This window comes from Lutibacter litoralis (assembly GCF_014646675.1).
Lineage (GTDB): Bacteria > Bacteroidota > Bacteroidia > Flavobacteriales > Flavobacteriaceae > Lutibacter > Lutibacter litoralis.
On record NZ_BMNS01000002.1, the window covers coordinates 426672 to 441953 of the forward strand.

Genomic DNA, 15282 nt, shown 5'->3' on the forward strand with positions numbered 1-15282 from the left:
TAAGCGCATAAAAATGGCAAATCAAGATAAAATTAATGAGCTCATTGAAAAAAGAGCCAAAGCGAAATTAGGTGGTGGTGAAAAACGCATTGATTCACAACATGCTAAAGGGAAATTAACAGCCCGTGAGCGTATTGATATTCTTTTAGACGAAGATAGTTTCGAAGAATTTGATATGTTTGTAACTCACAGAACAAAATCTTTTGGACTAGATAAACAAGTCTATCTTTCTGATGGTGTTGTTACTGGACATGGTACTATAGACGGACGTATCGTTTACATTTTTGCACAAGATTTTACAGTATTTGGAGGTTCATTATCAGAAACATATGCTTTAAAAATATGTAAAGTAATGGATATGGCCATGAAAATTGGAGTTCCAGTTATTGGGTTAAATGACAGTGGAGGAGCACGTATTCAAGAAGGTGTAAGATCCTTAGCTGGTTATGCAGAAATTTTCCAAAGAAATATTATGGCATCTGGGGTAATCCCTCAAATTTCGTCAATTTTAGGCCCTTGTGCTGGTGGAGCAGTTTATTCTCCTGCGCTTACCGATTTTACAATTATGACTGATAAGACTAGTTATATGTTTGTTACAGGTCCAAAAGTAGTGCAAACGGTAACAGGTGAAGTTGTAACTACAGAACAATTAGGAGGCGCAAAGATTCACTCAACTAGATCAGGTGTATCACATTTCTTAGCTGCAAATGATGAAGAAAATTTATTATTAGTTCGTAAAATATTAAGTTATTTACCTTCTAATAATTTAGAAGAGGCTCCAGTTATTACGTGTAACGATCCAATTGACAGATTAGAGGATGCTTTAAATGAAATTATCCCTGAAAATCCAAATCAACCTTACGATATTGTTGATGTAATTTCCATACTTACCGATAACGGTGAATTTACAGAAGTACACAGAAACTACGCTCGTAATATTTGTGTAGGTTTTGCACGATTTAATGGGCATCCTGTTGGTATTGTTGCAAATCAACCAAAATATTACGCTGGAGTATTAGATATTGAGGCATCTAGAAAGGCTGCAAGGTTTGTTCGTTTTTGCGATGCGTTCAACATCCCTATTGTAACTTTAGTTGACGTACCTGGATTCTTACCTGGAACGGGTCAAGAATATGGAGGAATTATTTTACACGGAGCAAAATTACTATTTGCATATGGAGAAGCAACGGTTCCTAAAGTAACAATTACGCTACGAAAATCTTATGGTGGAGCTCATGATGTAATGAGTTGTAAACAACTACGTGGCGATGTTAATTATGCTTGGCCAACTGCCGAAATTGCGGTAATGGGAGCTAAAGGAGCTGTTGAAGTTTTAGAAGGATCTAATATTAGAAAAATTGAAGATGCTGAAGAAAAACAAGAATACATCGATAAAAAAGAAGAAGAATACACTAAAAAGTTTGCAAATCCTTATGAAGCTGCAAAATATGGGTTTATTGATGATGTTATCGAGCCAAGAAACACTCGTTTTAGAATTATTAGAGCTTTAGAGTTGTTAAAAAATAAAAAGGAAGTAAACCCTCCTAAAAAACACTCAAATATACCATTATAACTATGTTTATACCTTTAATGACAGATCAAATTAGCGAAGGATACGTTATATTGATGACGGGATTATTAATAGTTTTTAGTGCTTTAGTAACATTAATGTTATTCTTTAAATACGGACTTCCACTAATGCTTTATACCTACAAAATAATTACCAAGGGAAAAGAAAAGAAAATTAGTGAAATTAAAGTAGTAGCTGATCGAGATTTTACTGGAGAAATGTCTGCCGCTATTGGAGCTGCGGTTCATATGTATTTACGTGAACAACACGATCACGAAAGTGCTATTTTAACAATAAAACAAGTTAAAAAACCATATTCACCTTGGAGTTCTAAAATTTATGGAACACAAAATAGATTGTAAAACATGAAAACTTATAAATTTAAAGTAAACGAAAACGGTTATACCGTTCATATAAAATCTCACGAAGATAACATTATCAATTTAGAGGTAAATGGTACTAGTTATGCCGTAAAAATGAGTGAGGAATTTAAAAAAATAAAAACGCCTACATTAGTGCGCTCAGCATCTAAAAGACCAACCGAACCTATAAAAGTAAACCCAAAATCTCAAACAACTAAAATTGTTGCACCAATTCCTGGAGTAATATTGTCAATTGATGTAAAAGTGGGCGATGAACTTAAAGTTGGAGATAGAATGTTAGTGCTGGAAGCAATGAAAATGGAAAACAATATTGTTTGTGAAACAGCTGGTACAATAACTTCAATTAAAATTAATGTTGGACAACAAGTATTACAAGACGAATTAATGATAGAACTAGAATAAAAATTTCTGAATTATTTGTTTTAAAATTATAACATGCAAATAATTCTTTAAAAGAAAAAAAATGAAAAAAGTAATAGTAATATTTTGTGTTTTATCATTGTTGATTTTTATCAGACCAGCACTCGGTTTAGGCACAAATACAAACTCAAATAACATTAATTCTTCTAAAACAACTGAACAAGTTGATACTATTGAAGAATCTAATTCTTATAGCGGAGCCTTTGAAGGGCTGCAACAATTTTACAATTATACAGGTTTTGCCAATGTAACATCTGGACATGCAATTATGATTCTTATAGGGATTATATTTATATTTTTAGGAATCAAATATGATTACGAACCTCTTCTTTTGATTCCTATTGGAACAGGTGTAATTCTTGGGAATATACCTTTTGTTGCGGGAAATCAAACTGGAATCTACGAAACTGGATCCGTTCTAAATTATTTATATTTTGGAGTAGTAAAAGGGATTTATCCTCCATTAATATTTTTAGGAATTGGAGCAATGACCGATTTTTCATCCTTAATTGCAAATCCAAAATTAATGCTTTTAGGGGCTGCAGCTCAAATCGGTGTATTTGCAACCTTTTTAGGAGCACTTTATTTAGGGTTTAGTCTTCCTGAAGCTGGTGCAATTGGAATTATTGGTGGAGCTGATGGCCCTACTGCAATTTTCCTTTCATCTAAATTAGCAAACGGAATAAACATACTTGCAGATGGAACAACCGTTAAAAACTTAATTGGACCTATTGCAATTGCCGCATATTCATATATGGCTTTAGTTCCGGTAATTCAACCTCCTTTAATGCGTTTATTAATTTCAAAAAAGGATAGAAAAATTAAAATGAAACCGCCAAGAGCTGTAACTCAAAAGGAAAAAATGATTTTTCCAATTGTAGCTTTAATTTTAACCTTGTTTATCTCTCCTAGCGCATTACCATTACTAGGTATGTTATTCTTTGGAAACTTATTAAAAGAGTCTGGAAGAACTGAAAGATTAGCAGATACAGCACGCACAAAATTAATTGACATAGTAACAATTTTATTAGGTGTTACTGTAGGTGCTTCTACTCAAGCAGATATCTTTATAACAAAAGATTCTATGCTAATATTTGGATTAGGTGCTATCTCATTTATTATTGCAACCTGTGGTGGTTTAATGTTTGCAAAACTTATGAATTTATTCTTAAAAGGAGATAATAAAATAAACCCATTAATTGGTGCGGCAGGAGTTTCGGCAGTACCTGATAGTGCAAGAGTTGTACATCATGAAGGATTAAAATCCGACCCAAGTAATTACTTATTAATGCATGCAATGGCTCCTAATGTTTCAGGGGTTATTGGCTCTGCAATTGCTGCAGGTATTATATTAAGTTTCTTAGGATAAAAAAATAAATATAAAATAATATTACAAATTATTAGTAAAATGAAAATACCAAATGTTATGACAGCAAGTGAGGCTGTTAAATTAATCAAGTCTGGAGATAGAGTTTTAATTCAAGGAGGTTCAGCAACCCCTCAAACGTTAATTCGTGCCATGGCAGCACGTGGCCCTGAACTAAAGGGTGTTGAAGTTTGCCACTTACATACCGAAGGAGAATGTGGATATGCAGCTCCAGAATTACGAGAAAGTTTTCATACAAGTGCTTTCTTTATTGGCGGGAATGTTAGAAAAATGGTAGGTGATACCGTTGATTATATTCCAATATTTTTAAGTGATATTCCAAGTTTATTCCGTGAAGGATATATGGATTTAGATGTGGTGCTTGTAAATGTTTCTCCGCCAGATAAACATGGTTTTTGTTCTTTAGGCGTATCTGTAGATATTGTAATTGCAGGTATTGAAAAAGGAAAAAAAGTGATTGCACAAATAAACCCTAAAATGCCACGTACTTTTGGTGATGCTTTAGTACATTTAAATCATTTTAGTGCTTGTGTAATGGTTGATGAAGAAATTCACGAAATGAAATTTGTTGCACCAACAGAAGCAGAAAAAGCGATAGGTAAAAATATTGCTGAAATTATTGATGATGGTTCTACGCTTCAAATGGGAATTGGTGGTATTCCAAATGCCGTTCTAACGTATTTAACAAATCATAAAAATTTAGGAATTCATACAGAAATGTTTTCTGAAGGAATTGTAGATTTAGTTGAAACTGGCGTTGTAAATGGCTCGCAGAAAAAAGTAAACCCTTATAAAATTATATCTGGTTTTGCTATGGGAACTCGTCGTTTATACGATTTTATGGATGACAATCCTGAAATTGAAATGTTAGACATTGCCTATGTAAATGATACAGCTATCATTCGTCAAAACCCTAAAGTAACTGCTATAAATTCTGCCATTGAAATTGATTTTACTGGTCAGGTTTGTGCAGATTCAATTGGAACTAGAATGTTCTCTGGTGTTGGTGGTCAAATGGACTTTATGCGTGGTGCTGCGTTATCAAAAGGCGGTAAACCAATTATTGCAGTTACATCAACAACATTAAAAGGTGTTTCTAAAATTGTTCCAGCTTTAAAACCTGGAGCTGGCGTTGTAACAACGCGTGCTCATGCCCGTTATGTAGCAACAGAATATGGTGTAGCAGAACTATTTGGTAAAACACTGAAACAACGTGCTGTAGCCTTAAGAAATGTTGCACATCCAGATCATAGAGAAGAATTAGACAAAGCTATTTTTGAGCGTTTCGGAAGTAGTTTAGCAATTAAATAATTTCATAAATATTAAATTATGAGCAAAAAAAATAAAGCGCTTTTTTCTGAATTTCCTTCAGTAACTACTGAACAATGGATGGAAAGAGTGACAGCAGATTTAAAAGGTGCTGATTTTGATAAAAAACTAGTTTGGAAAAACTTAAGTGGTATCAATATTCAACCTTGTTATAATAATGAAAATAAGATTGAACAGCTTCAAAATACAGGAGAAAATTCACAAACGTTAGTAAATTACCGCACTGTTAAAGTAACAACCGCCGAAAACGGAAATAAGCTGGCAATTAAAGCTGTTGAAGAAGGAATGAACGGAATTATTTTCACTTTAGAAAATAAAGTTGCCGTTGCAGAACTTTTAAATGGAATAAATTTAAATAAAACAAGTGTCTCATTTGAAATAGCTTCTAACGCAGTAGCATTTACTATAGATCTTGTTTCCTTTGCAAAAGGAAGTGATTTAAAAGGTTTTGTAAACACTGGAATTATTTCTAATTACGTTACAACTGGTTCTTTTGACAACCATCAAATTGAAGTTGCTTCAGAATTGGTTAAATTAACTGCAGATTTCCCAAACTTTAAGGCAATCACAATTTCAGGAACTGAATATTTAGATTCAGGTGCAAACCAAGTTCAAGAAATTGCATACACTTTAAATTCGTTGGTTTTCTTAATTGAAAAACTTTCAGAAAAAGGTGTTGAGGCACAAACAATATTTAACAACTTAAACTTTAAACTGGCAATTGGTTTAGAATATTTTGTTGAAATTGGTAAATTTAGAGCATTCAACAGTTTATTAGCTGAAGTTGCTGCAAAATACGGAGTTGCTGATTTTTCAAATACAATTACAGCAAAAACTTCAATTTGGAGTAAATCAATTACAGATGCTGAAACTAATTTGTTACGTTGTACCACCGAGGCAATGTCTGCAATTTTAGGAAATGTAGATGGAATTTTAATTGATGCTTACGATAAAGAATTTAAAAACCCTTCAGATTTCTCAAGTAGAATTGCTGGTAACATTACTACAATTTTAAGAGAAGAATCTTACTTCGGAAAAGTTTCAAATCCAGTTGATGGATCTTACTATATTGAAGAAGTTTCTTCAAAAATAGCTGAAAAAGCGTTGGAATTATTTAAATCTATTGAAGCCGCAGGTGGTTTTTATACTGCTTTTGAAAACGAAACAATTCAACAACAAATTGCTGAAATTCGACTTCAAAAATTAAAATTAATCAGCCAACGTAGAACTCCATTAGTAGGTGTTAACAAATACCCTAACTTAATGGAAACTGTTGCTGCTGATATTCTTTCAGAAGGCGCTATTGATAATTCGAAAGTATTAACTCCAAGAAGAGCTTCTTTAGAAATTGAAGCTTTAAGAAGAAAAACTGAAGAATTTGTTGCAGAAACAAACGTTCGTCCAATTGTACAATTAGCTAGTTACGGAAACTTAAATATGCGAAAAGCCAGAGCAGCTTTTGCGTACGACTTTATTGGTGTAAGTGGTTTTGACGTGCATCAAGAACAAAGTTTTAATAGTGCTGAAGTAGCTGCAACAGAAAGTGCAAAATCAAATTCAAACGTGGTTGTTATTTGTAGTTCCGATGAGGATTACGACGCAACAGCGGTTGATTTTGTAAAAGCATTTAGAGCACTAAATAACGATAAAGTATTGTTATTAGCTGGTGCTCCAAAAAATATTGATGAATTAACTGAAGTTGGTTTAGATGGTGTTGTAAATATGAGATCAGATGTACTGGTAACACTTTCTAAAATTCAGAATAAAGTTCAAAAAACATTAAAAGCCTAAGGATATGAAACCAGATTTTTCAGATATAAAATTAAATTCAGCTGTAAAACAAACAGCTGCAACTTCAGAGAATCAAGACGTTTGGAATACTCCTGAAGGAATTCCTGTAAAAAAACAATTTACTAAAGAAGACATTTCAGAAGCAGAACATTTAGGGTATGCTGCTGGGTTGCCTCCGTTTTTAAGAGGACCATATAGTGCTATGTACGCTATGCGTCCGTGGACGGTTCGTCAATACGCCGGTTTCTCAACTGCCGAAGAGTCAAATGCTTTTTACAGAAGAAATTTAGCCGCAGGTCAAAAAGGACTTTCAGTTGCTTTTGATTTAGCTACACACCGTGGATACGATTCAGATCATCCACGTGTAACTGGTGATGTTGGTAAAGCCGGGGTTGCCATAGATTCTATTTTAGATATGGAAATTTTGTTCGATCAAATTCCATTGGATAAAATGTCTGTTTCTATGACAATGAACGGAGCAGTATTACCAATTATGGCCTTTTATATTGCTGCTGCAAGAAAACAAGGTGTTGCTTTAGATAAACTTTCTGGAACAATTCAGAATGATATTTTAAAAGAATTTATGGTGCGTAATACTTACATTTATCCACCATTACCTTCAATGAAAATTATTGGTGATATTTTTGATTACACCACTAAAAATATGCCTAAGTTTAACTCAATTTCAATTAGTGGTTACCATATGCAGGAAGCTGGTGCAACTGCAGATATTGAATTGGCTTATACATTAGCCGATGGTATGGAGTACATTAGAACTGGTTTAAAATCTGGTTTAAAAATTGATGAGTTTGCTCCTCGTTTATCATTCTTCTGGGCAGTTGGAATGAATCACTTTATGGAAATTGCAAAAATGCGTGCTGCACGTATGCTTTGGGCTAAAATCATTAAGTCTTTCAACCCAACAAATCCTAAATCAATGGCATTGCGTACGCATAGTCAAACTTCAGGATGGAGTTTAAGTGAGCAAGATCCTTTCAACAACGTAGCTAGAACTTGTATTGAAGCTATGGCTGCTGGATTAGGTGGAACGCAATCTTTACACACAAATGCTTTAGATGAAGCCATTGCTTTACCAACAGATTTCTCTGCGAGAATTGCACGTAATACGCAAATCTTTATTCAAGATGAAACTCAAATGACTAAAGCTGTTGATCCTTGGGCTGGTTCTTACTATGTTGAGTACTTAACTCAAGAAATAGCGAAAAAAGCTTGGAAATTAATTGAAGAAGTTGAAGAATTAGGTGGAATGGCAAAAGCTATTGAAACTGGAGTTCCAAAATTACGTATCGAAGAAGCTTCTGCACGTAAACAAGCTCGTTTAGATTCTTGTCAAGATATTTTAGTTGGAGTTAATAAATTCCAAACTACAGAAAAATCTAACATTGAAATTTTAGAAGTTGACAACACAGTTGTAAGAGATTCTCAAATTGCTCGTTTAAATAAAATGAAAGCTGAACGTAACCAAGAAGTTGTTGCTGCTAATTTAAAAGCTTTAGAAGATTGTGCTGGATCAGGAAAAGGTAATTTATTAGCTTTAGCTGTTGAAGCTGCTGAAAATTTTGCTACTTTAGGTGAAATATCTGATGCTTTAGAGGTTCATTTTGGAAGACATAAAGCTGAAACTAAATTAATAAGTGGTGTGTACGGAAAAGAAGTAAATAACGATAGTACGTTTGCAAAAGCACAGCAATTAGCTGATAAATTTGCAGAAATTGAAGGTCGCAGACCAAGAGTTATGATTGCAAAAATGGGTCAGGATGGTCACGATAGAGGTGCAAAAGTTGTTGCATCTAGTTTCGCTGATTTAGGTTTTGATGTGGATATGGGATCTTTATTCCAAACTCCAGAAGAAGTTGCAAAACAAGCTATTGAAAACGATGTGCATTTTGTTGGAGCTTCAAGTTTAGCTGCCGGTCATAAAACTTTAATTCCTCAATTAATTGGTGAATTAGAAAAATTAGGACGACCAGATATTATGGTTTTTGCAGGTGGAGTTATTCCAGCGCAAGATTATGATTACTTATTAGAAAGAAAGGTAGCAGCCATTTTTGGTCCTGGAACTGTTATTTCAGAATCAGCGATTACTATTATGGAAAAATATTTAGAGCAAGAATAAGTTCTAAAATATTAATATTTAAGGCTCAAACATTAAATTGTTTGGGCTTTTTTGTTATCATTTAGAATGAATCAAAAATACTTTGTCAATAAACCTGTCATTCTTGCGAAGGCAGGAATCTGGAATTTAATAAACCTACCAGATTTTTGAAACCTGTTAGGTTTGGGTTTTTTGTTTTATTATCATTTAATTAAACGCGAAAATTAATACAATAACACTATTTTTGCTCCTTCAAAATAAACTATGGATTTTTCAAAAGTAAAATTAGTTGTAACAGATATGGATGGAACTTTACTGAACTCTAAGAGTAAAGTTAGCTCTCAGTTTCCGGAAATTTACAATCAATTAAAAAAACATAAAATTAAATTTATTGCAGCAAGTGGCAGGCAGTATTTTAGTATTGTAGATAGATTTGATAAAAGTATTCAAAATGAAATTACCATTATTGCTGAAAATGGTGCTTTTGCAATGCATGGAGCTAACGAGTTATTCACTTCAGAGCTTCCTTTTGAATACATTAAAAAATGCATTAACACATTGCGTGAATTAGATAGTGTATACATTGTTTTATGTGGAAAAAATGCAGCTTATATTGAAACAAAAGATGAAAAATTCATCAATATGTTTAAAAACTACTACTCTGAATATAGACTTGTTGACGATTTAACTGAAATTACCAACGATACCTTTTTTAAGATTGCAGCTTATCATTTTGATTGTTCAGAAAAACATATTTACCCAGCTGTAAAACACTTAGAAAATGAATTGCAAGTAATTGTATCTGGCGAACATTGGTTAGATATTTCTCATTCAAATGCAAATAAAGGTTATGCCCTGAATATTCTTCAAAAGGATTTAAATATTTCAAAAGAAGAAACCATGGTTTTTGGAGATTATAACAACGACCTAAAAATGATTGAACTTGCAGATTTTAGTTACGCCATGGAAAATGCACATCCGAATGTGAAAAAGGCAGCAAAATTTCTAACAAAAAGTAATGATGACAAAGGAGTTGAGTTTATTCTTGAACAATTAATAAATTCGAGAGAATAAACCCTAATTTTTGTTTTAACGTCATGCTGAACTTGTTTAAGAATCTCATCATATTTTAGGATAATTGTGTTTATGCTGAAACTAGTTCAGCATGACGCAATCTTTATTAGAATGAATCTTTAAATTCCTGAATCATTATCTCAGCTGCTTTTACAGGTGAGATTTTAGCTGAAACAATGTCTTTTTCCATAACAGAAAGATGTTCTTTAATATTTTTTGAACCGTAAAAAAGGTTCTTTAATTCTTCATTAATATTATTATACATCCATTGTATTTGCTGATGATTCCTGTTCTTTTTAAAATAACCATTTTCATCAACTAGCCTTTTAAATTTCTCTATTTCATCCCAAACATTAGAAATTCCAATGTTTTTTATTGCTGAAGCTGTACTAACCACAGGACTCCAACCAGATTCTGATTGCGGAAAAATATGTAATGCATTTTGGTATTGACGTTTCGCTAATTTACTCATAGTAATATTATCACCATCAGCTTTATTTATCACCACCATATCTGCCATTTCCATAATGCCTTTTTTAATGCCTTGCAGTTCGTCTCCAGCACCAGCAAGCATTAATAATAAAAAGAAATCTGTCATTCCGTGAACAGCAGTTTCCGACTGCCCTACTCCAACAGTTTCAATTAGAACAACATCGTAACCTGCAGCTTCACAAAGCAACATTGTTTCACCAGTTTTATTGGCAACACCTCCCAAAGTGTCTCCAGAAGCAGAAGGACGAATATAAGCTTCATCTATATTTGCTAATTCTTCCATTCTGGTTTTATCTCCTAAAATACTTCCTCTTGAACGCTGGCTACTTGGATCGATTGATAAAATAGCAACTCTATGCCCTTTATTAACTAAATGCTTCCCAAAAACTTCTATAAATGTGCTTTTACCAACACCTGGAACTCCTGTAATACCAATACGAATTGAATTTCCTGAATATGGTAAAATAGCTTGAATTATCTCTTTAGCAAGTGTTTTATCACTTTCTAAATTACTTTCAATAATAGTTATGGCTCTAGAAAGTAAAACTCTATCTCCTTTTAAAATTCCTTGAATATATGTTTGAGCCGCTAATCTGTTTTTTGGCTTGTAATTTTTCATCACTTATCAATAAATAAAAAGATGGAGCTTTTTTAATTCTAAAAAAACCTTCCATCTGTTATTAAATATAACAACAAAACATGCTGTTAATTATACTAACAAAGATACACATATTACTAAAATTGTTTGGTAAGAAGGTCTAATTTTTTTACAAAAAACAGCTTTTGGCATTTACAGAAAAAACTAAAAATCCTTTTTCTTTAATTTCTGATTGATTCTAAAAACAGGAATAATTACCCAAAAAATTAATATAGACATTGATACAAGCATACCAAAACCTGTTCCAAAAAACTTTCTAAAAACTGCACCTGTATAACCCAATAATGCTGAAATATCTAATTTTAATAAAATTAAAATTCTAGACAAATCAATCGGGTTTAGCATTGTCGCTATTAATGAAAATTTATCTAAAGGATAATCGTTAAATATTACTAATGAAATTAGAAAAATACCATCATAAATTACAGCTAAAAATAACCACATTAAAATTGCATAACCAAAACCCTTTATTTTATTTTCTGTAGAAAGTGCAATGTTGTATGAAAGTGCAACAAAAATAAAATTTAAAAAAGCACCTACTATTAAAAGTAAACTAAAATTAAAAATTGCAGCAGATTTCAATAAACCGTATAATAAAAATGGAATTCCTAAACCAAGCACTAAACTTAATGTTAAAGATATTGAAATGCCTAAGTATTGACCCATAAATATTTTTTTTCTATTTATAGGTTGTGCCAAAAGTAGTTCGGTAAATTCTCTTGAATTATAATAATACATCACTCCAAAAATTGTCCCGATTAAAGGTGTTAAAACAATTATAATATTCATTAAAGTAATTACTGCTTTGTTAACATCGTTATTTAAAAATAACAATACAAAACCCAGTATTAAATAAAATATAAAATAAACATAACTCCAACGGCTACGCATTAGATCGTAAAAACTATATTTTAATATTTTAAGCATATTGTTTCGATATTAAATTAGCTATTGCGTGTTCTAAATTTTCATTATCAGTCTGCTTTTTTAAAGCATCTATACTTCCTTTAAAGTAAATTTTACCATCTAACAGAAACACAATTTCATCGGCTAGTTCTTCTACAACACTCATAATATGGGTTGTAATTAAAATAGTTTTTCCGTTATCTTTTTCTTTTTGAATTAACTCTTTTAAATGAATTAATGCAATTGGATCTAAACCTGTAGTTGGTTCATCTAAAATAATTAAATCACTATCAAACATAAAGGTTAATACAATATTTACCTTTTGTTTTGTTCCGCCAGAAAGGTTTCCTAATTTTTTATTTAAAAAACTTTTGAGACCAAAAAGCTGAATTAATTCTTCTTCATTAGAATTTTTAGGTCGTAAATTTTTCACCATATTAATCAGTTCAATTACTGATAAATTTGGAGGAAAATTAGCAATTTGAGGCAAATAATTTAGGTTATCTCTGTATTCCCATTTTTTAAGTACGCTTTTACCTTCAAACCTAATATCTCCCTTATTTGGAATTACCATTCCTAACAAACATTTTATTAGGGTAGTTTTTCCTGAACCATTTGGACCTAGAACAGCAAAAATACCACCTTTTTTTATGTCCAAATCTAAACCATCTAAAACGGTTAATTTGCCAAAACGTTTATGAATATTGTTAAATTGAATCATTATTTTTTTTCATTAAAGGATTTGAATCCATGAGATTATCTGGTGTAAAAACTGGTGAAACTTTTTCTGAGAAATTTATAATATCAACAAATAAACTTCTCAAAAGCACCAACGCTTCGGGGGTTTGATTTACAACATAAGAGAATAATTTTACGGGGCGATATGGTACATCTCCAATGCCATCATTATCTAAATCGTATCCTGTATATTCACTCCAATAATTATTATCAAATTTGTTATCATGTATTTTTGTATTGTATGATAAATCGAGTGAATTATGCATAAAATCGTTATTCACAAAAATATTAGTATAACACGCACCTGCAATTTTAATTGCCCAACCGTTTCTTAAAAATGTATTATTTGTGTAATTAATTCGGGTACATCCTTCACCATTTATTCCTATGGTATTTTCTTGAAAAAGATTGTCGTAAATTTCGGCATCATAAATTTCTTTCAGCAGAAGTCCATAGGATGCAGATCCCCAATTAAGCTCAAAAATATTATTATGCATTGTAATAAATTTAGAAAACATAACTGCTACACCTGCTCCGTTATTTCTAAATATATTGTGATGGTAAATATTATTATTTGAAAACATAAAATGCAGTCCATAACGAATATTTTCTCGGCTTGTATTTTCGAAAACAACACTTTTTTTAACAAATTCGAAATAAATTCCATCTCGTAAACCATACAATTCATTATTGTAAACTTCCATTTCACTTCCGTCCCAAATATGAATTCCGTTTCCAGAACTAGCTTCACTTTTTCTAGTGCCCGATATACTATTATTTCTAATAATTCCTTTTTTTGATTTTTCAATTAACAAACCAAAAAACACATTTTCTAAAATACAATCTTCAATAGTAAAATTTGTGGCTTTTATAACTTTTATTGCGGCATAATCTATTGTATAGCTCATTCCAACATTTATAATTTTTAGATTTCTAATTGTAAAATTATCAGCTTCAAAAATTATAATTCCGCCAGCATCTTCACCATCTATAACAGCTCCTTCTTCACCTATTAGCGATATAGATTTATTTATGATAATGTTGTTTTCTTTATAAATGCCTTTTTTTAGGTAAATTTCATCGCCATCTTCAGCAATTTCAATAGCTTCCTTAATTGTTTTAATAGTACAATTACTACAAACTTCTATTTGTTTAGCAGAAATAGTAAACGTTATAAAAAGGAAAAATAATAGAATTTTAGTATGCATTATTTATCAGAAAATTTTTGTTTTAAAGTTTCCCAAGTATAAATTGCACCGCCATGTTTTTGTTGTAACTCTTCAGCTTTATTTTTTGAAGAAAATGCAGATAAATTTGCTCCCATTGGACTTTTTATTTCTTTTGAAATTAAAAATGCTGCAGTAGTTGCATCAATCATTTCTCCGGGGTTACCATAATTAGCGACTAACAATATAGCAATATTATCTTCATTTTTTTCAATTAAATCATTCACCATACATTCTATAGCATCAAATTTAAATTGCTTTCCTTTTGAAGTAACATACTGTGCAGCATGTGTTTTATCAACAACATTCATTTTGCAAAAACTACATTGATCTTTCCCATATTCTATCGGTTGAGGCTCAACTTTACATGAAATTGTAAGCAATAGTATAAAGATACCAGTAAATGGTTTTAGAAGTTTTGATTTCATTTTTTTGATTTTAATAGTACCGTAAATATACATTAAAACGGATATATTAAAATGGTTATATCCGTTTTAACATGTATTTGAATAGCTTTTGTATTTTTTTTAGGTCTTAGCTTCCTTTTTTCCGATAAAAAATGCAACTAAAGTTAAAAACATACCTGTAAATAAAAAGTACGCTCCAAGTCTAGGATATGAATGTGCTTTAAAATTAAGAATATCTTTTGTGCCAAATAGCGGAGGTTGAAATCCCATCACAGAGCCATCTGGATTTTTAAAATTCATAATTGCTTTAGGATCTAAATTATGACCGTAATCGTATTCCCATAAGTAAAAATCGTACATTCCTGCAGTTCCCAATATCGTCATTAAAATAAACCACGCTAAAAACAGTTTGTGTTTACCTAAAAAACCAATTATTACTCCTAAAGCAGACATTGCCAAAATAGCAATTGGAAATATTTTAAACTCAGGAATAGTTTTTGGAATATATTGCATTCCAACATAATGGTTCATTAAATTGATGTTTTTTATATCAAATTCGTGGGTATCAGAAAATTTATTTATATAAATATCCATACCTAATGGAATAGGATACTGAGGTGCTTCCAAAGTTATATTCCACAAAGGGAATGCAAACAAGCCTAACAATAAAAGGGAACCGATTATCATTAAAATTTTAGATTTTTTCATTATTTTTTTTGATGTTTAGATTATGGTTATAATTCAATTAAAATAAACTATAAATTTACAAAACTGTTTGTATATCT

14 protein-coding genes are annotated in these 15282 nt (G+C 31.5%); 8 read left to right on the forward strand and 6 right to left on the reverse strand.

Annotated elements, in window-relative coordinates; translation table 11 throughout:
- Positions 1-13 precede the first annotated feature (13 nt).
- The 8 genes from IEW75_RS04635 (at position 14) to IEW75_RS04670 (ending at position 10070) form a co-directional block, all read left to right on the forward strand.
- Positions 14-1573, forward strand: coding sequence for an acyl-CoA carboxylase subunit beta (locus IEW75_RS04635; protein ID WP_134247256.1), 1560 nt, complete (start codon positions 14-16; stop codon positions 1571-1573).
- Between the two features lie 2 nt (positions 1574-1575).
- A complete protein-coding gene (locus IEW75_RS04640; RefSeq protein ID WP_134247255.1) occupies positions 1576-1932 on the forward strand; it encodes an OadG family protein in 357 nt (118 codons plus the stop codon).
- Between the two features lie 3 nt (positions 1933-1935).
- Positions 1936-2355: a biotin/lipoyl-containing protein gene (locus IEW75_RS04645; RefSeq protein ID WP_134247254.1), complete on the forward strand. Its 420-nt coding sequence runs from the start codon at positions 1936-1938 to the stop codon at positions 2353-2355.
- Positions 2356-2416: 61 nt separating this feature from the next.
- Positions 2417-3742: a sodium ion-translocating decarboxylase subunit beta gene (locus tag IEW75_RS04650; RefSeq protein WP_134247253.1), complete on the forward strand. Its 1326-nt coding sequence runs from the start codon at positions 2417-2419 to the stop codon at positions 3740-3742.
- 39 nt (positions 3743-3781) lie between these two features.
- Positions 3782-5071 carry an acetyl-CoA hydrolase/transferase family protein gene (locus IEW75_RS04655; RefSeq protein ID WP_134247252.1) on the forward strand — a complete coding sequence of 430 codons (1290 nt, stop codon included), beginning with the start codon at positions 3782-3784 and terminating at the stop codon, positions 5069-5071.
- Between the two features lie 18 nt (positions 5072-5089).
- Positions 5090-6880: a methylmalonyl-CoA mutase family protein gene (locus tag IEW75_RS04660; protein ID WP_134247251.1), complete on the forward strand. Its 1791-nt coding sequence runs from the start codon at positions 5090-5092 to the stop codon at positions 6878-6880.
- Between the two features lie 4 nt (positions 6881-6884).
- Positions 6885-9017 carry a methylmalonyl-CoA mutase gene (gene scpA, locus IEW75_RS04665; protein WP_134247250.1) on the forward strand — a complete coding sequence of 711 codons (2133 nt, stop codon included), beginning with the start codon at positions 6885-6887 and terminating at the stop codon, positions 9015-9017.
- Positions 9018-9260: 243 nt separating this feature from the next.
- The gene (locus IEW75_RS04670) at positions 9261-10070 is read left to right on the forward strand and encodes an HAD family hydrolase (protein WP_134247249.1); all 810 of its coding nucleotides are present in this window, start codon (positions 9261-9263) and stop codon (positions 10068-10070) included.
- A gap of 106 nt (positions 10071-10176) precedes the next feature.
- Here the strand turns inward: IEW75_RS04670 and meaB are convergent, their stop codons facing one another.
- The 6 genes from meaB to IEW75_RS04700 form a co-directional block, all read right to left on the reverse strand.
- Positions 10177-11181 (reverse strand): methylmalonyl Co-A mutase-associated GTPase MeaB, encoded by a 1005-nt coding sequence (gene meaB, locus IEW75_RS04675; protein ID WP_134247248.1) that lies wholly within the window; start codon positions 11179-11181, stop codon positions 10177-10179.
- Positions 11182-11364: 183 nt separating this feature from the next.
- Positions 11365-12147: an ABC transporter permease gene (locus IEW75_RS04680; RefSeq protein ID WP_134247247.1), complete on the reverse strand. Its 783-nt coding sequence runs from the start codon at positions 12145-12147 to the stop codon at positions 11365-11367.
- Positions 12140-12847 carry an ABC transporter ATP-binding protein gene (locus IEW75_RS04685; RefSeq protein WP_134247246.1) on the reverse strand — a complete coding sequence of 236 codons (708 nt, stop codon included), beginning with the start codon at positions 12845-12847 and terminating at the stop codon, positions 12140-12142. The genes IEW75_RS04680 and IEW75_RS04685 overlap by 8 nt, the downstream gene beginning before the upstream one ends.
- Complete coding sequence (locus tag IEW75_RS04690; RefSeq protein WP_134247245.1) at positions 12834-14072, reverse strand: nitrous oxide reductase family maturation protein NosD; 1239 nt, start codon at positions 14070-14072, stop codon at positions 12834-12836. The genes IEW75_RS04685 and IEW75_RS04690 overlap by 14 nt, the downstream gene beginning before the upstream one ends.
- Positions 14072-14518: a nitrous oxide reductase accessory protein NosL gene (locus IEW75_RS04695; protein ID WP_134247244.1), complete on the reverse strand. Its 447-nt coding sequence runs from the start codon at positions 14516-14518 to the stop codon at positions 14072-14074. Before IEW75_RS04695 ends, IEW75_RS04690 begins: the two co-directional genes overlap by 1 nt.
- A 99-nt stretch (positions 14519-14617) precedes the next feature.
- Positions 14618-15205, reverse strand: coding sequence for a lysophospholipid acyltransferase family protein (locus IEW75_RS04700; protein ID WP_134247243.1), 588 nt, complete (start codon positions 15203-15205; stop codon positions 14618-14620).
- Between the last annotated feature and the right edge of the window lie 77 nt (positions 15206-15282).